The sequence below is a fragment of the Bacillus sp. GZB genome (assembly GCF_001975995.1).
Lineage (GTDB): Bacteria > Bacillota > Bacilli > Bacillales > Bacillaceae > Bacillus > Bacillus velezensis.
The window spans coordinates 176,223-191,871 of record NZ_MTQG01000018.1 but is presented as its reverse complement, the minus strand read 5'-3'; the positions used below and the strand labels follow the sequence as shown (position 1 = coordinate 191,871).

The following is a 15,649-nucleotide window of genomic DNA, read 5'->3' as shown; positions in this document are numbered from 1 at the left end:
AGCGTATGGAAAATGCGAAAATCGGCACGCGTCAGCTGTTTATTATGATCATTTTGTTTGAATTGGGCAGTTCGTTATTGATCCCGCCGGGCACGATGGCCGGGCGGGATGCATGGCTGTCCGTGCTTCTCGGGTGCGTTACCGGTCTCGGACTTTTCTACGTTTATCAGGCGCTGTATCAATTTTTTCCTGAGTCTTCTCCGAGAGATTACATGAACGAACTGATCGGCAGACATCTGAGCTGGGCGGTCTCACTTCTTTATATTCTCTATTTTGCTTATATCGCCGCCCGCGTATTGCGGGATTTTGGCGAAATGCTTGTCACCTTCGCCTATCAGGACACGCCGATTTTAATTGTGAATGCCATGCTGATGATCGCCGCGATATTTGCGGTCAGAAAGGGAATTGAAGTGATAGCGAGAGCCGGCGAGCTGCTGTTTGGCATTATGTATTTCCTGACAGCCGTCGGGCTGATCCTCATTATCAGCTCAGGCACGATAAACCTCAGATTTCTCCAGCCCGTTTTAGCGGAGGGTGCAGGAACGGTCATTTATTCCGTGTTTAAACAGACGATGTTCATCCCGTTCGGTGAATTAATCGTGTTTGTCATGATTTTCCCTTATTTAAAAGATCGGAAAAAGGTGAAGAAAACCGGATTTATGGCGATTATCATCAGCGGGCTGTTTTTGGCAATGTCAGTGGCGATTAATATTTGTGTGCTGGACGTCAACTTAATGCTCCGCTCTCAATTTCCGCTGCTGAGCACCATACAGACAATTAAAGTGGAAGAGTTTTTAGACCGGCTGGATGTCTTCTTCATGCTCGTGCTCGTCATCGGCGGTTTTTTCAAAGTCAGCCTTTTTACATATGCGGTTGTCGTGGGCGTGTCCACGCTGTTTAAAGAAAAAAATCCGTCCCAGCTGGCCTTCCCGGTCGGATTGGGGGTGCTGATTCTCTCCATCAGCATCGCAAGCAATTTTTCGGAACACATGAATGAAGGCTTAAACATTGTGCCGATCTATATTCATCTTCCGTTTCAAGTGCTGTTCCCCGTTTTGCTGCTTATCATTGCCGTTATTAAGAAAAAGGTCAAAGGGACCGTCTATACAGTTTCGAAGAAATAACCCGGCCGGTGCGCCGGGTTATTTTAAAAATCATGATTTTTGTCTTAATGCATTGACAAACTTGCCTGACAATTGTACATTTTGATTTATTCTTATAAAATTACTAGGAAATATAGGTTTAGTCGTGTTAATGTTTTCCGAACCGTATTTCAGAATAGAAGGAGATCCATCATGACAAAGAAAAAAGAAATCAAACTCGGTGTGTTTCTCGCGGGCACCGGCCATCATGTCGCTTCTTGGAGACATCCTCAGGCACCGGCGGACGCGAGCATGAATTTGGATTATTTCAAAGAACTGGCGAAAACAGCTGAGCGGGGGAAATTGGACATGCTGTTTTTGGCGGACAGTTTATCAATAGACGGCAAATCACATCCGAATGTGCTGACGCGCTTTGAGCCGTTTACGCTGCTGTCGGCGCTCGCTCAGGTCACATCCCGCATCGGTCTGACGGCGACCGCATCTACCACATACAGCGAACCGTTCCATATCGCGAGACAATTTGCATCGCTTGATCATCTTTCCAACGGCCGTGCGGGCTGGAATGTCGTCACATCTTCGATTGAATCGACCGCGCTTAATTTCAGCGGCGAAAAGCATCTTGAGCACCATCTCAGATATCAGCGCGCGGAAGAATTCGTTGAAGTCGTCAAAGGATTATGGGATTCGTGGGAGGAAGACGCCTTTATCCGTGACAAAGAATCAGGAGCTTTTTTCGATAAAGACAAAATGCATGAATTGAACCATAAAGGAACATATTTCTCCGTGAGAGGGCCGTTAAATGTCGCCCGCACACCACAAGGGCGCCCGGTCATTATTCAGGCCGGATCATCAGGAGACGGAAAAGCGCTGGCAGCCAAAACGGCGGAAGTCATTTTCACCGCGCAAAATCATTTGGAGTCCGCGCAGGAATTCTATCAATCTATTAAAGAACAAGCGGCTTCTTTCGGCCGTGATCCTGAAAAAATCGCGATCATGCCGGGAATTTTTCCCGTTATTGCCGATACCGAAGAAGAAGCGCAGGCAAAATATGAAGAGCTCCAAGACCTCATCATTCCGTCTGTCGGCCTGAACATTCTGCAAAACTATCTGGGCGGCGTCGACCTTTCCGCCTGCCCGCTTGACGGCCCGCTTCCTGAATTGGATGCGGATGCGTCGAATGCCGTTAAAAGCCGGTTCAAGCTCGTTCAGGAGATGGCCAAACGGGATAACATGACCATCCGCGAGCTGTACAAATATGTGGCGGGTTCAAGAGGCCATCATATCTTTGTCGGAACGCCAGAACAGCTTGCCGATAAGATGGAAGAATGGGTCGGAAAACAAGCTTGTGACGGTTTCAACATCATGCCGCCGCTTTTGCCTGAAGGTCTCACTCTTTTTGTAGACAAAGTGATTCCGATTTTACAAGAACGGGGCGTGTTCAGAAAAGAGTATGAAGGAACGACGCTCAGAGAACATTTCGGACTGGAAAAACCGGCAAACCGATATGCCGACTAAAGGAGGGCTCATCATGTCAAGACAATACCGGCTCGCAACGGAGGCAGACGCTGATGAGCTGCTTTCACTGACACTGCGGGCGTATGAACCGATCCGCAAGCTCGGCATCAACTTTGCCGCAGCAACGGCGGATAAGGAGCTCGTTTTGAATAACATACAAAAAAACGCCTGTTACGTTTTGGAGGAAGACGGACGGATTCTGGCGACGATTTCTCTGCGGATGCCGTGGGGGCCGAATCCCGGGCCGTACGGTGTCCCTCATATTTGGTGGTTCGCCGTCGATCCTGAAACCGGAAAAAAAGGGACGGGCTCAGACATGCTGGAGTGGCTGGAGAATACAGTGCTCCGCGATACATTAAAAGCGCCTTTCGTATCACTGGGCACAGCGGACAAGCATCCGTGGCTGATCGGCATGTACGAGCGGAAAGGCTACGTCCGTGCAGGCGAAAAGGATTTAGGAAAAGGGCACATCACCATCTATTTAAAAAAACAATTGCAGGATTAACATTTTAATAGGAAAAGGCGGGATTTCAATGAAGAAGAAAACATGGGCTTTGCTGCTGTCTGCCGCGCTTTTGGCGGTCTTAACAGCATGCGGAAACGGAAAAGAAAGCGAAGGGAACGATAACGTGCTGCATGTCGGCGCCACGGGGCAAAGCTATCCGTTCGCATATAAAGAAAACGGCAAGCTGACAGGCTTTGACGTGGATGTCATGGAAGCCGTAGCGAAAAAAATCAACATGAAACTGGACTGGAAGCTGCTTGAATTCAGCGGACTGATGGGCGAGCTCCAGACCGGCAAACTCGACACCATCTCAAACCAGGTCGCTGTCACGGACGAACGCAAGAAAACGTATAACTTCACAGAACCGTATTCGTATGCGGGCACTCAAATCGTCGTCAAAAACGATAACAAAGACATCAAATCAGTCAATGATCTGAAAGGAAAAACAGTGGCGGCCGTTCTGGGCTCAAACCACGCGAAAAACCTTGAGAGCAAGGACCCGGATAAAAAAATCAACATAAAAACATATGAAACACAAGAAGGCACGCTGAAAGACGTGGCTTACGGACGGGTTGACGCTTATGTAAACAGCCGCAGCGTCCTGATCGCCCAGATCAAAAAGACCGGTCTGCCTCTGAAATTAGCAGGAGACCCGATTGTCTATGAAAAAGTCGCTTTCCCGTTTGCGAAAGATGCGGCTCACGATAAAATCCGCAAAAAAGTAAACAAAGCCATTGAAGACCTGCGGAAAGACGGCACGCTGAAAAAGCTGTCTGAAAAGTACTTTAACGAAGATATCACAAAGGAAGCAAAGCATTAAGAAACGGCGGTGAAAATCGAGAATGAACAGCATTGATTGGGGATTTATGTTTTCAGCTTTTCCCGCGTTAATCGAAGCCTTGCCGATCACATTACTAATGGCCGTCGCGGCCATGGTATTTGCCGTGATCGGCGGCCTTATATTAGCGCTTATCACAAAAAATCGTATTCCTGTGCTTCACCAGCTGTCAAAGGTGTATATTTCATTTTTCCGGGGCGTGCCGACGCTCGTGCAGCTTTTCTTAATTTATTACGGCCTGCCTCAGCTCTTTCCCGGAATGAGCAAGATGACGGCGTTAACTGCGGCGATTATCGGGCTAAGCCTGAAAAATGCCGCCTACCTGGCTGAAATCTTCCGCGCGGCCCTCAACTCAGTCGATGAGGGGCAGCTTGAAGCCTGTCTGTCTGTCGGAATGACAAAATCCCAGGCGTACAGACGGATCATTTTCCCGCAAGCCGTCAGAAACGCGCTTCCCGCGACGGGAAATACATTTATCGGCCTGTTAAAAGAAACATCGCTCGCCTTTACATTAGGTGTGATGGAGATGTTCGCCCAAGGAAAAATGTACGCATCAGGCAACCTCAAATATTTTGAGACGTATTTAGCCGTCGCGGTCATGTACTGGATTCTTACGATTATTTACAGTGTGCTGCAGGATCTGCTCGAACGGGCGATCAGCAAGCCTTATCGCACATAGGAGGAGGCTCAGGATGATACAAGTCAGACATATTCGAAAAGCATTTAAAGACCTTACCGTACTTGACGGGATCGATCTTGAGATCAAAAGCGGCGAAGTCACGGCCATCATCGGCCCGTCAGGCTCGGGAAAATCAACGCTCCTCCGCTGTCTGAATCTGCTGGAGCGCCCGGATGACGGCATCATTGAAATCGGTGATGCAAAGCTGAATGCAGCGTCCTATTCGCGCAAAGACGTACACAAGCTTCGCCAGCAGACGGCGATGGTGTTTCAGAATTACAACCTGTTCAAAAACAAAACCGCCCTGCAAAATGTGACAGAGGCGCTGATCACCGCGCAAAAGAAACCGAAAAAAGAAGCGGAACAGATCGGTATGGACCTGCTGCGGCAAGTCGGTTTAGAACACAAAGCGGACAGCTACCCGATTACGATGTCAGGCGGGCAGCAGCAGCGGATCGGGATTGCGAGAGCCTTGGCCGTTGATCCTCACGCGATTTTACTGGATGAACCGACTTCAGCCCTTGACCCTGAGCTTGTAGCCGGGGTGCTCCAAGTCATCAAATCAATTGCCGAAAAACAGACAACCATGATCATCGTCACGCATGAGATGGCTTTTGCGCGTGAAGTAGCCGACAAAGTTATTTTTATGGCGGACGGACGCATCATCGAACAGGGAACGCCGGAGGAGCTGTTTGACAATCCGCAGAACGAACGGACGAAAAAATTCATTAAGCAAGTGGGAGAGCCTGCCGAACTTGTCTAAGAAGGGAAGAAGAAGAAATGGCAAATGAAACGTATGAATCATTAAACAAACGTTTAATCAATATCCGCCGCGACCTTCATGAACACCCTGAGCTGTCAGGCGAGGAATTCGAAACGACGAATAAAATCCGCCGCTGGCTGGAGGAAGAAGGAATCACGGTTCTTGATGTGCCGAAACTTCAAACCGGAGTGATCGCTGAAATCAAAGGACATAAAAGCGGCCCCGTCATCGCCGTCAGAGCGGACATCGACGCACTGCCGATCGAAGAGAAAACAAACCTTCCGTTTGCTTCGCGAAACAGCGGCGTGATGCACGCATGCGGCCATGATTTCCATACGGCATCTATTCTCGGCACGGCTTTCTTATTAAATGAGAGAAAGCATGAGCTGAAAGGAACGGTGCGGTTTATTTTTCAGCCCGCGGAAGAAATCGCCGCCGGAGCAAGACAGGTCATTGAAGCCGGCGCGCTTGACGGTGTATCGGCGATATTCGGCATGCATAACAAACCTGACCTCCCCGTCGGCACGGTCGGTCTGAAAGAAGGCCCGCTGATGGCGAGTGTCGACCGCTTTGAAATCACCGTGAAAGGAAAAGGCGGCCACGCCGGAATCCCCGACAACAGCATTGACCCGATTCAGGCGGCAGGACAGATCATCGGCGGCCTGCAATCGGTTGTCAGCAGAAACATCAGCTCGCTTCACAATGCCGTCGTCAGCATCACAAGAGTTCAGGGGGGCAGTTCTTGGAATGTCATTCCGGACCATGTTGAAATGGAAGGCACCGTCCGGACGTTTCAAAAAGAAGCGCGTGACGCTGTTCCGAAACATATGAAGCGGGTTGCTGAAGGAATCGCGGCCGGATTCGGGGCAGAGGCTGACTTCCGCTGGTTTCCTTACCTGCCGTCAGTGATGAACGACGCCCGTTTCATACAGGCGGCGGAACAAACGGCTGAAGATCTCGGGCTTCAAACCGTTCGGGCAGAACAGTCGCCCGGCGGCGAAGACTTCGCGTTATATCAAGAAAAAATCCCCGGCTTCTTCGTCTGGATGGGAACAAACGGAACAGAAGAATGGCACCATCCCGCCTTCACACTCGACGAAAAAGCGCTCCCGAAAGCGGCTGAGTTTTTCGCCCGGCTTGCCGTCAATGTATTGGAGCAGACGGAATGAATACGGAAAATCTGACGGCCGGACTTGCTCAGGCCGTCATGTCGTCTGTACCGGAAACATCCGCCGAAGCGATGAAAGAAGCGCGCAAAGGACTGCTTGATTTTACAGCGGCGGCTTTTGCGGGGAGACGGGATAAAGGAGTTGAAAAGCTGGTAAAACTGGCCGAAGAAGAAGGCGGGGTGCCGATAGCGCCGCTTATCGGCAGAAATCAAAAAACCACGCCGTCCCAATCCGCGCTCATTAACGGATTCATCGCACATGCGCTTGATTTTGACGATGTTCATTCTGATGTAAGAGGACATCCGAGCGCGGTCATCCTTCCGGCTTTGATTGCAGCCGCATCAGCCGGCCGGATAGACAAGAGCCGTTTTCTCGGCGCTTATGTGACGGGAATCGAAGTGATGGCGCGGCTCGGCGAGTCAGCTGGAAGGCATCATTACGAGAAAGGCTGGCACAATACAGGAACGTTAGGTGCCATTGCGGCCGCATGCGCCGTCGGATTCGCGGAGAATCTGAATCAAACCCAATTGCAGAAAGCAATCGGGTTTGCGGCTGCCCGTTCCGGAGGCATGAGAGTGCAATTCGGGACAGAAATGAAGCCGCTCCACGCCGGACTGGCCGCCCAAGCCGGGTTGTTCGCCGTAAAGCTTGCAAAGGCCGGTTTCGGCGGCTCAGCTCATGCGCTTGACGGGGAGAAAGGTTTTTTCGGACTGTACGGCGATCTTGAACGGGCAGAAACCCTGCTTGTAAACGGGTGGGGAAACCCTTGGCGGATTGTGAGTCCGGGACTTTGGTTTAAGGTTTATCCGTTTTGCTCGGCGGCCCATCATGCGGCGGACGCCATTCTCAAGCTGAAGGCCGAACATGGTCTCACTTTCGGCCAAACGGAACGGATTGACGTGATTTATCCGCCGGGAGGGGACGCCGCATTGACAGAACGGCGTCCGAAAACAGGCGAAGCGGGACGGTTCAGCGTAGAATATGTGATCACCTTGGCTTTGCACGGTAAGGATTTTTCAGTTGAACATTTCACATCCGAGCCGATCCCGGAATCCCTTCAAAAAGGATTTGAGCGGATTCACCGCAGCTGCGATGACCAAATTCAGCCGGCTGACAACGCCGTTCCGAAGGGCCGTTTTACAATTGTACGGGTCACGGCTTCCGGCGGTCATGTCTATGAAACACGTATCGACTGTCCGAAAGGAGCGCCGGGAAACGGTTTTTCTGAAAAAGACATTGAAGACAAGCTCCGGCTCGCTTTGCCGGGAGAAGAGAAAAAGGCGGAAGAATTGATCAAAGCAGCCGGACAATCAAATATGGACCGTTATTTACAGCTGATATAAATAAAAAGAGCGAGGGGATGCAGCCCTCGCTCTTTTTACGTTCACTTCTATTGAATAGGGGGATATAGGGTGCGCCCCTGTCTGCGCTGGCAGGGGCGCGGTATCAGGAAACGGCCGTGCCGTTTTCTTTGACCGTGAAACTTCCTCTTGATAAGCGGATGTTGATATCAGACACTTTGGCAATTTGTTCGTCGTGCGTAACCATGATGACGCATTTGCCGTCTTTATGCGCCAGATCCTGAAAGAGCCGGACAATTTCCTTTGACGTATCCTCGTCGAGGTTTCCCGTCGGCTCGTCCGCGCAAATCAAATCCGTGTCACAGCAGAAAGCCCGCGCAATTGAAACGCGCTGCTGCTGTCCGCCGCTTAATGTCAGCACCCGCTGACGGGCCTGCTGTTCGGTGATGCCGACTTTATCCAGCATGCTGAGCGCGGACTCATCTTTGTTGTTCTCCTTAGATCCGGTAATCTCCATCGCCGTTGTGACATTCTGGAGCGCCGTCATATACGGGATCAGATGATAAGATTGAAAGACGATAGAGACATATTGATTTCTGAATTTGGTTAATCCGATTTTGGAGATGTCTTCTCCGTTATAAAGGATGCTTCCCTCTTTAGGTGTGTCAAGGCCGCCCGCCAGAGACAGAAACGTTGTTTTTCCCGTCCCGGAGGCGCCGGCAATTGTATAAAACTTCCCTTTTTCAAAGCTGATCGTTATATCCTGAAACAGCGGCTGTGATTTATCTTGGTACCAGTAGCCGGTCTGTTGAAAGGTTAATAGGCTCATTATGCTGCCTCCTCTTATTCCTGCTTGGTCAGGATCGTTTTAGGGTGAAGCCGCATGACTGATACAGACGGCAGTAATGTGGCGATGACGGCAATTGCGACGCCGATCCCGCCGAGAATCAGAAGGTCATTCAGCGAAACGTTTACCTGCATTGTACTGATGACATCTGCACCGGATGAATGCTGACCGAACATGCCGCCTCCCCGCGGCATTTCTCCTCCGCCCCAGCCGCTTGTTTGCTGCTGTGAATCATCGGCTGAGCTGACCTGCTGGGAAAGAAGCTGATTTCCGAGCTGATTCGCCACAAGGCTGCCCGTGACGGATGCGATCCCGATGGCGATAACCGCGACAATCAGAATTTCCGTTAAGAATTGTCCGATGAGCTTCCAGCGCTTTTCGCCGATCGCCATTAAGACACCCATTTCATACTTGCGTTCCCTGATCGACATCATCACGATCAACCCGAGAATGACCGCCCCCGCGATGGATACAAGGTACACCACGTTTTTAGAAAATGACGCGACATTTTCAATCGGGCCGACCATTTGCTGATACACCTGATCATTTGTCGTCAGCGTGTAGGTTTTATCATCTATAGATGTTTTTTTCGCAGCCGCAACGAATGAGTCAATATATTTTGCATCATCCATATAATAAACGGCTGAGCTGATTTTGTTTTTGTTATCAGACCCTTTTAACGCCGCTGCGGCGGTGTAAGGCGTATAGATTTTATTGTCAGGATTTAAGAATGAAAAATGCTCTGCCTGATCGTCTCCTGATGATGTTGTTTTATAAATTCCCACAATTTTAAGCTTTGTACTCACAGAATCATCCGCTGCTGAGGAAACCGTAATGGAGCCGCCGACCTTCAGCTTGTTTTGATCTGCCAGCGTTTCATTGATCACTGCGACTTTTGCGTCCGCATCTGTTTTTGTGATGGCGCGGCCGTCAGTGATTTTTGAGCTCCCGCCTGTGAAATCATCAAGCAGCGCCGTAGAGAGCACGCCTTCGACCGAAATGTCCGCTGAAATCATCTGTCTTCCGCCGCCTTGAAAACGGCTTCCGCCGGAACTGTTATCGGCTGATTCGCCTGAGCTTTTTATCGCGTCAAAGCTTTCTGCGTTTGCTGACGCTGCCGTGAGGAAGTTGTAATTTTTAACGTGCTGTAAAGATGTAAGTTTCTTGGCATCCGAGACGGAAATCGGCGCTGATTCAAACGTCCTCTTTTCACCGTCTTTTTGCTGCTGCGACATTTGCTTTTGGCGGTCAGCCTGGAGTGTGACGCTCCCGCCGAGCTGCTGCCTTGCCAGTTCGCTTGATTTCTTTGCCGCTGACTGGATCGTAAGACCGGACAGGACAAAAATGCAAATCACTGAAAACACAACCAGCTGCAAAAACGTTTTTCCCTTTTTTGCCTTCATGCTCCAAAAGGCTCTTTTTATAAAGTTCATGTCTGTTCCTCCGTGTGGGTGTCAGATCTTGTAAAACCGACCTTCTTTAGAACCGGTTATCCGATATGTATATAGTAGGAGAAATGTGTGAAAAAAATATGAACAAACTATTTCCGGGTGATGAAATAAAAACTAACAATTGTGAAACCCGAAAATATCCGGGTAAAATGGTGCTATTATAAGTAAAAGCGTCAAGATAAGCGGAGGAACCAATGAAGATATTAATGATAGAAGACAATATAAGCGTATGCACCATGACGGAAATGTTCTTTTTTAAAGAAGGATTTGAAGCCGAATTTGTCCATGACGGAGTGGAAGGCTATCAGCGGTTCACGGAAGAGGACTGGGATTTGGTCATTCTGGATATTATGCTTCCATCTATGGACGGAGTGACGATCTGCCGGAAAATAAGAGAGACGAGCAGTGTGCCGATTATTATGCTGACCGCAAAGGACACGGAGTCTGATCAGGTGATCGGGTTTGAAATGGGGGCCGACGACTATGTCACCAAGCCGTTCAGCCCGCTGACGCTAGTAGCGCGGATTAAAGCGGTGATCAGAAGATACCGGGCGACGGGGCAGACCGTAAAAAGCGGCGACTTGATCGAAACGGCGTGTTTTTCAATCAATAAGAAGACGCGGGAAGTGTTTCTGCACGGAAAGCCTGTCGAGAATCTGACGCCGAAGGAATTCGATCTGCTCTTTTATCTCGCACAAAATCCGCGCCAGGTCTTTTCGAGAGAGCAGCTGCTTGAGCAGGTGTGGGGGTATCAATTTTACGGCGATGAACGTACGGTTGATGTTCATATTAAACGGCTGCGCAAAAAACTGTCCAGTGACGAAAAACCGTTTTTATACACGGTGTGGGGGGTAGGATACAAATTTGATGAGGATTAAATACTTATATCAGCTGCTGTTAAGCCATGTCAGCATTTTGATTTTGGCCTTTTTCATCATCATTTCCCTGTTTTCGCACTTTGTGAAAGATTTTGCGTATCAAAATAAAGTGGATGAGCTGTCTTCTTATGCCCAGCAGATCACAAGTGAGCTGAACGGACGCGATCTTGATCTGCGCCGCCTGTATCCGTATCAGGACATGTTAAAAACGCGCGAGACCAGGTTTATTATTTTTGATGAACATCAGCGGCCGTACTTTTTTCCTGACGATATGCCGCCGCGCGAGAAGCTGAAAAGTAAAGAGTGGCACTTGCTGAAGCAAGGGAAAACCGTTCAGATCAGAGCGGAGATGAACCGTTTTAATACGGAAGGCTTGGAAGTGTCGCTTGTCGCAAAACCGCTTTTGATCAACAATCAATTTAAAGGCGCGGTGCTGCTCGTGTCTCCCGTCAGAGGGGTCGAGCAGATGATCAGCCAGGTCAACCGCTATATGATTTACGCGATCATCAGCACCCTTATCATCACGATTCTGCTGAGCTGGCTTTTATCTAAATTTCACGTCAAGCGGATTCAGACATTGCGGGATGCGACCGGAAAAGTGGCGTCCGGTGATTACGATATTTCGCTCAAGAACAGCGGCGGCGATGAAATCGGCATGCTGGCGTCCGACTTCAACATCATGGCCAAAAATCTGAAGCAATCGAGAGAGCAGATTGACCGCCTGGAAAAACGGAGGCGCCAATTTATCGCCGATGTCTCCCATGAGCTGAGAACGCCTTTGACGACCATTAACGGACTTGTGGAGGGGCTTAACAGCAACACCATCCCGGAAAAAGATAAAGAGAAATGCTTCTCGCTGATCAGCGAAGAAACGAAGCGGATGCTCAGGCTCGTGAAAGAAAATCTGGATTATGAAAAAATCAGATCCCAGCAAATCAAACTGGACAAGCTCAGTCTGCCGCTCATCGAGGTGTTTGAAATTATTAAAGAGCATCTCAATCAGCAGGCGGAGGAAAAACAAAATCAGCTGCGGATTCAGGCGGAGGACGGCGTCAAAGTGTTCGCCGATTATGACAGGCTGATCCAGATTCTCGTCAACATCACGAAAAACAGCATTCAATTTACGCAAAACGGAGACATCACGCTGCGCGGGTATGAAGGCTATAAAGAAACGGTGATTGAGATCGAAGACACCGGAATCGGCATCTCCAAAGAGGAAATTGAGCATATATGGGAGCGGTTTTATAAGGCGGACGTGTCCCGGACGAATACGGCATACGGCGAATACGGACTCGGCCTGTCCATCGTCAGGCAGCTTGTTGAAATGCACAAGGGCACGATAGATATTGACAGCGAAAAAGGAAAAGGCACGACCTTTACAATCCGCCTTCCGCTGAATACGAAACATGAATCATCTTGAAACCGGCAGTCCCGTCTGGCTGCCGGCTGTTTTATCTTCACTCGGAAAATTGCGCTCTGCCGAAACAAAGTTTGCGTGTTTTTCGGGATGGAAAGACACGGAAACGTGATAAAATAACTGGTAAACAGGTCTTGGATGGGGAGGGTGAAGGAATGAAGAGCGGGTTAATTCCTTCTTCAGCAGTCGGGCAGAAAATTAACGAGTGGTATCGATACATCAGAACATTCAGCGTGCCGGATGCGGAGATCTTGAAGGCCGAGATCAAACAAGAGCTTGACCATATGGAGCCTGATTCGAACTTAGTGCTTTATTATTCCCTCATGGAATTTCGCCATCAGCTGATGCTGGACTACTTGGAGCCGCTGGAAAAACTGAAGATAGAAGACCAGCCGACCCTGTCGGAAATTCTTGATAACATTGATAACAGCCAGGCCGGCCTCAAAGGGCTTCTCGATTATTACGTCAACTTTTTCAAAGGCATGTTTGAATTTGATAAAAGAGAATTTATCTCAGCGATTACATATTATAAACAAGCTGAGAAAAAACTGGCCTTCGTATCGGACCATGTGGAACGGGCGGAGTTTTATTTTAAAGTGGCCGAAGCTTATTATCATATGAAACAAACGTATTTTTCTTTGATACATATAAAAAACGCTTATGAAATTTACGTAGAGCAGGACACATATAACGTCCGGATCATTCAATGCCATTTTGTATTCGGCGTCAATTTAATGGATGAAAGGCGCTTTGAACAGGCGGCCAAACATTTTCAGCACGCTCTGCAAATGGCCGAAAAAGAACAAAAAGCGCAGCTTGTCGGGAGGGCGCTGTATAATCTCGGACTGTGCTACTACAATCAGGACCGCATCGGCGAAGCGATTCCGTACTTTGAACGGGCGGTTGATACATTTGAATCACAAAGAATCGTCAATTCTCTTCCTCAAGCATATTTTCTAATCACACTCATTTACTTTAAACTCGGAAAAAAAGAAAAAGCGTCGGAATATCACAAGCGGGGATATGAATATGCTAAAGAAACAGACGATCCCGTTTACACGGTAAAATTCGAATGGCTGCAGGCTCTGTATCAGGCGAAACCGGATGAGGAAACAATCAGCACGTGTTTCCGTTACCTGGAAGATAAAAATTTATACGCCGATATAGAGGATTTAGCACTAGAAGCAGCTAAATATTACTATGAACAAAATTGCTTTAAGATTTCTTCTGACTATTTTCTGAAAGTCGAAGAGGCAAGGAAACAAATACAAAGGAGTGAGGGTTTGTATGAAATTGAAATCTAAATGGTTTGTTATTTGTTTAGCAGCCGCCGCGATTTTTACAGTGACAGGAGCAGGCCAGACAGATCAGGCTGACTTCCATGTAGCTGAAAGAGGAATGACGTGAGAAGAAAATAGCCTGAACAAAGGAAAAGACTGCATGGGAATGTTCCCGGCAGTCTTTTTTTGCGCGTCCGGACTCGGACAGCGGCGGAAAACAAAAGAAAACGCCGCAGGTCAAAACCCGCAGCGTCCTCATATAGACGGAGCGATGCTTAGAAACCGCCAACATAGGCAGTACCTACAATAACCAACAGGATAAATAAAACAACGATCAAAGCGAAAGAGCTGATTCCAGAATATCCTGACATGAGCTTCACCTCCATATTGTCTATACCATACAATATGTAAAAGAAGCTGCTTTGTAAGGGATATTAGTGGACAAGAGAAAAAAGAGGCGGTTTCCTATGAGAGTAAGACTCCGGCAAAAAATTCGTCATACAGTGCCCGCACCGCGTGTCTTTCCTGTTCTTCTTTCACTCCGAACATCATGCTGACTTCCGATGACCCTTGATTGATCATCTCGATGTTGACGCCGGCTTTCGACAGTGCTTTGGATGCCCTGGCGGTTGTGCCGACATTATGGCGCATCGCTTCCCCGACGACCATAATCAGCGCCAGATTATGCCTGACTGTGACCTCATCTGCTTGAAGTTCCTGCTTCAGACGGGTGACGAGCCTGTGTTCCAGTTCTGAGTCCATCTGATTGTGCCGGAGGATGATCGTGATGTCGTCAATGCCGGATGGAACGTGTTCATACGTCAATCCTTCTTCCTCCAAAATGTGAAGGGCTTTGCGGCCGAAACCGATTTCCCGGTTCATTAAATATTTGCTTATGTAAATGCTGCAAAAGCCCGTGTCGCTTGCGATGCCGATGACTGGCCCGTTCGTATTGTCACGGCTGCTGACGACGCGTGTTCCTTTCGCATCCGGATTATTCGTATTCTTAATCTGAACGGGGATGCCGGCCCGAAATGCGGGAATCAGCGCTTCATCATGAAAAACGGAAAATCCGGCATAGGAGAGCTCACGCATTTCCCGATACGTCAGTTCGTTAATTTCTTTCGGATGCCGCACGATTGACGGGTTGACGGAATAGACGGCGTCCACATCAGTAAAGTTTTCGTACAAGTCGGCTTTTAAGCCGCTGGCGAGAATGGAGCCGGTAATATCAGAACCGCTCCGGGAAAACGTCACAATCTCATGCTCCTTCGTGTAACCGAAGAATCCCGGAAAAATGATCAAGCCTTCACGGTTTCTCAGGCGGTACAAATGATCATAGGACTCAGGGAGCACCTGCGCGCTTCCGGGTTCATTCGTCACATACAGCCCCGCTTCTTTCGGACTTACATATTCCGCTTTCACGCCCTGCCGTCGGAAGTAGGCTGCGATCAGCTTCGCGTTGTTGTCCTCGCCGCTCGCTTTCACCGCATCCATATATTGTTCGGGATTGGTTTTACAGCTGTTTAAGAGAGCGAATAGGTCACTGCGGATTCTCTCTATAATAGAGAAATCCAGATTCAGCTCACGCGCGATGGCTGCGTACCGTTCAATGACCGTTTCGGCAAGCTCGGGCGCTGCACCTTTTTGCAAATAATGCTCCGCACAGCGGATTAACAGATCCGTCACCTTTGTATCGTCCGAGAAGCGTTTTCCCGGTGCCGATACGACGACGGCTTTCCGCGCGGGATCAGCCGTCACGATTTGAAACACTTTCTCAAGCTGGGCTCCTGACGCAAGAGAGCTGCCTCCGAATTTTACAACTTTCATGATTTACATCCCCTAATATTTAAATTTTCTCACAAATTTAATTTTTATTATCTCTCTTTCAAACATGTAAATC

At 48.8% G+C, this 15,649-nt stretch carries 16 protein-coding genes; 12 read left to right on the top strand and 4 right to left on the bottom strand.

Features of this window, described 5'->3' with window-relative positions; translation table 11 throughout:
* The first annotated feature begins 5 nt into the window (after positions 1-5).
* The 8 genes from BXO87_RS17220 (at position 6) to BXO87_RS17185 (ending at position 7,915) form a co-directional block, all read left to right on the top strand.
* A complete protein-coding gene (locus BXO87_RS17220) occupies positions 6-1,124 on the top strand; it encodes a GerAB/ArcD/ProY family transporter (RefSeq protein WP_032872864.1) in 1,119 nt (372 codons plus the stop codon).
* 168 nt (positions 1,125-1,292) lie between these two features.
* Positions 1,293-2,618 (top strand): LLM class flavin-dependent oxidoreductase, encoded by a 1,326-nt coding sequence (locus BXO87_RS17215; RefSeq protein ID WP_029326230.1) that lies wholly within the window; start codon positions 1,293-1,295, stop codon positions 2,616-2,618.
* A gap of 13 nt (positions 2,619-2,631) precedes the next feature.
* Positions 2,632-3,123 carry a GNAT family N-acetyltransferase gene (locus BXO87_RS17210; protein WP_003156352.1) on the top strand — a complete coding sequence of 164 codons (492 nt, stop codon included), beginning with the start codon at positions 2,632-2,634 and terminating at the stop codon, positions 3,121-3,123.
* Between the two features lie 28 nt (positions 3,124-3,151).
* The gene (locus tag BXO87_RS17205; RefSeq protein WP_063174355.1) at positions 3,152-3,943 is read left to right on the top strand and encodes an amino acid ABC transporter substrate-binding protein; all 792 of its coding nucleotides are present in this window, start codon (positions 3,152-3,154) and stop codon (positions 3,941-3,943) included.
* 22 nt (positions 3,944-3,965) lie between these two features.
* Positions 3,966-4,640: an amino acid ABC transporter permease gene (locus BXO87_RS17200; protein WP_003156350.1), complete on the top strand. Its 675-nt coding sequence runs from the start codon at positions 3,966-3,968 to the stop codon at positions 4,638-4,640.
* A 13-nt stretch (positions 4,641-4,653) separates the two neighbouring features.
* The gene (locus BXO87_RS17195) at positions 4,654-5,403 is read left to right on the top strand and encodes an amino acid ABC transporter ATP-binding protein (RefSeq protein WP_003156349.1); all 750 of its coding nucleotides are present in this window, start codon (positions 4,654-4,656) and stop codon (positions 5,401-5,403) included.
* A 17-nt stretch (positions 5,404-5,420) separates the two neighbouring features.
* Positions 5,421-6,572: a M20 peptidase aminoacylase family protein gene (locus BXO87_RS17190; protein ID WP_076851413.1), complete on the top strand. Its 1,152-nt coding sequence runs from the start codon at positions 5,421-5,423 to the stop codon at positions 6,570-6,572.
* Positions 6,569-7,915, top strand: a complete 1,347-nt coding sequence (locus BXO87_RS17185; protein WP_076851412.1) for an MmgE/PrpD family protein — start codon at positions 6,569-6,571, stop codon at positions 7,913-7,915. Before BXO87_RS17190 ends, BXO87_RS17185 begins: the two co-directional genes overlap by 4 nt.
* Positions 7,916-8,018: 103 nt before the next feature.
* On the opposite strand, the gene BXO87_RS17180 is transcribed toward BXO87_RS17185, so the two are convergent.
* Both BXO87_RS17180 and BXO87_RS17175 read right to left on the bottom strand, forming a co-directional pair.
* Positions 8,019-8,702, bottom strand: a complete 684-nt coding sequence (locus BXO87_RS17180) for an ABC transporter ATP-binding protein (protein WP_025853762.1) — start codon at positions 8,700-8,702, stop codon at positions 8,019-8,021.
* Between the two features lie 14 nt (positions 8,703-8,716).
* Entirely contained in the window at positions 8,717-10,153 is a 1,437-nt protein-coding gene (locus BXO87_RS17175) for an ABC transporter permease (RefSeq protein WP_076851411.1), read from the bottom strand.
* Between the two features lie 212 nt (positions 10,154-10,365).
* On the opposite strand from BXO87_RS17175, the gene yclJ reads away from it, so the two are divergent.
* The 4 genes from yclJ (at position 10,366) to phrC (ending at position 13,873) form a co-directional block, all read left to right on the top strand.
* Positions 10,366-11,049 (top strand): two-component system response regulator YclJ, encoded by a 684-nt coding sequence (yclJ, locus tag BXO87_RS17170; RefSeq protein WP_076851410.1) that lies wholly within the window; start codon positions 10,366-10,368, stop codon positions 11,047-11,049.
* Positions 11,036-12,469, top strand: coding sequence for a two-component system sensor histidine kinase YclK (yclK, locus tag BXO87_RS17165; RefSeq protein WP_161941456.1), 1,434 nt, complete (start codon positions 11,036-11,038; stop codon positions 12,467-12,469). The genes yclJ and yclK overlap by 14 nt, the downstream gene beginning before the upstream one ends.
* A gap of 152 nt (positions 12,470-12,621) precedes the next feature.
* Positions 12,622-13,770 carry a Rap family tetratricopeptide repeat protein gene (locus tag BXO87_RS17160; RefSeq protein WP_038456948.1) on the top strand — a complete coding sequence of 383 codons (1,149 nt, stop codon included), beginning with the start codon at positions 12,622-12,624 and terminating at the stop codon, positions 13,768-13,770.
* Positions 13,754-13,873, top strand: coding sequence for a phosphatase RapC inhibitor PhrC (gene phrC / locus BXO87_RS17155; protein WP_033575081.1), 120 nt, complete (start codon positions 13,754-13,756; stop codon positions 13,871-13,873). Before BXO87_RS17160 ends, phrC begins: the two co-directional genes overlap by 17 nt.
* Positions 13,874-14,021: 148 nt before the next feature.
* Here phrC and BXO87_RS17150 read toward each other — a convergent pair whose 3' ends face one another.
* Together BXO87_RS17150 and BXO87_RS17145 are read right to left on the bottom strand one after the other, a co-directional pair.
* Complete coding sequence (locus BXO87_RS17150) at positions 14,022-14,132, bottom strand: YjcZ family sporulation protein (RefSeq protein ID WP_369719092.1); 111 nt, start codon at positions 14,130-14,132, stop codon at positions 14,022-14,024.
* A 79-nt stretch (positions 14,133-14,211) separates the two neighbouring features.
* Positions 14,212-15,576 (bottom strand): aspartate kinase, encoded by a 1,365-nt coding sequence (locus BXO87_RS17145; RefSeq protein WP_038456950.1) that lies wholly within the window; start codon positions 15,574-15,576, stop codon positions 14,212-14,214.
* Positions 15,577-15,649: the final 73 nt, after the last annotated feature.

Bases quoted from the DNA above. Each gene is read 5' to 3' on its own strand.
- BXO87_RS17220 (WP_032872864.1), top strand. From the start codon at position 6: ATGGAAAATGCGAAAATCGGCACGCGTCAGCTGTTTATTATGATCATT.
- BXO87_RS17210 (WP_003156352.1), top strand. From the start codon at position 2,632: ATGTCAAGACAATACCGGCTCGCAACGGAGGCAGACGCTGATGAGCTG.
- BXO87_RS17205 (WP_063174355.1), top strand. From the start codon at position 3,152: ATGAAGAAGAAAACATGGGCTTTGCTGCTGTCTGCCGCGCTTTTGGCG.
- BXO87_RS17200 (WP_003156350.1), top strand. From the start codon at position 3,966: ATGAACAGCATTGATTGGGGATTTATGTTTTCAGCTTTTCCCGCGTTA.
- BXO87_RS17195 (WP_003156349.1), top strand. From the start codon at position 4,654: ATGATACAAGTCAGACATATTCGAAAAGCATTTAAAGACCTTACCGTA.
- BXO87_RS17190 (WP_076851413.1), top strand. From the start codon at position 5,421: ATGGCAAATGAAACGTATGAATCATTAAACAAACGTTTAATCAATATC.
- BXO87_RS17185 (WP_076851412.1), top strand. From the start codon at position 6,569: ATGAATACGGAAAATCTGACGGCCGGACTTGCTCAGGCCGTCATGTCG.
- BXO87_RS17180 (WP_025853762.1), bottom strand. From the start codon at position 8,702: ATGAGCCTATTAACCTTTCAACAGACCGGCTACTGGTACCAAGATAAA.
- BXO87_RS17175 (WP_076851411.1), bottom strand. From the start codon at position 10,153: ATGAACTTTATAAAAAGAGCCTTTTGGAGCATGAAGGCAAAAAAGGGA.
- yclJ (WP_076851410.1), top strand. From the start codon at position 10,366: ATGAAGATATTAATGATAGAAGACAATATAAGCGTATGCACCATGACG.
- BXO87_RS17160 (WP_038456948.1), top strand. From the start codon at position 12,622: ATGAAGAGCGGGTTAATTCCTTCTTCAGCAGTCGGGCAGAAAATTAAC.
- phrC (WP_033575081.1), top strand. From the start codon at position 13,754: ATGAAATTGAAATCTAAATGGTTTGTTATTTGTTTAGCAGCCGCCGCG.
- BXO87_RS17150 (WP_369719092.1), bottom strand. From the start codon at position 14,132: ATGGAGGTGAAGCTCATGTCAGGATATTCTGGAATCAGCTCTTTCGCT.
- BXO87_RS17145 (WP_038456950.1), bottom strand. From the start codon at position 15,576: ATGAAAGTTGTAAAATTCGGAGGCAGCTCTCTTGCGTCAGGAGCCCAG.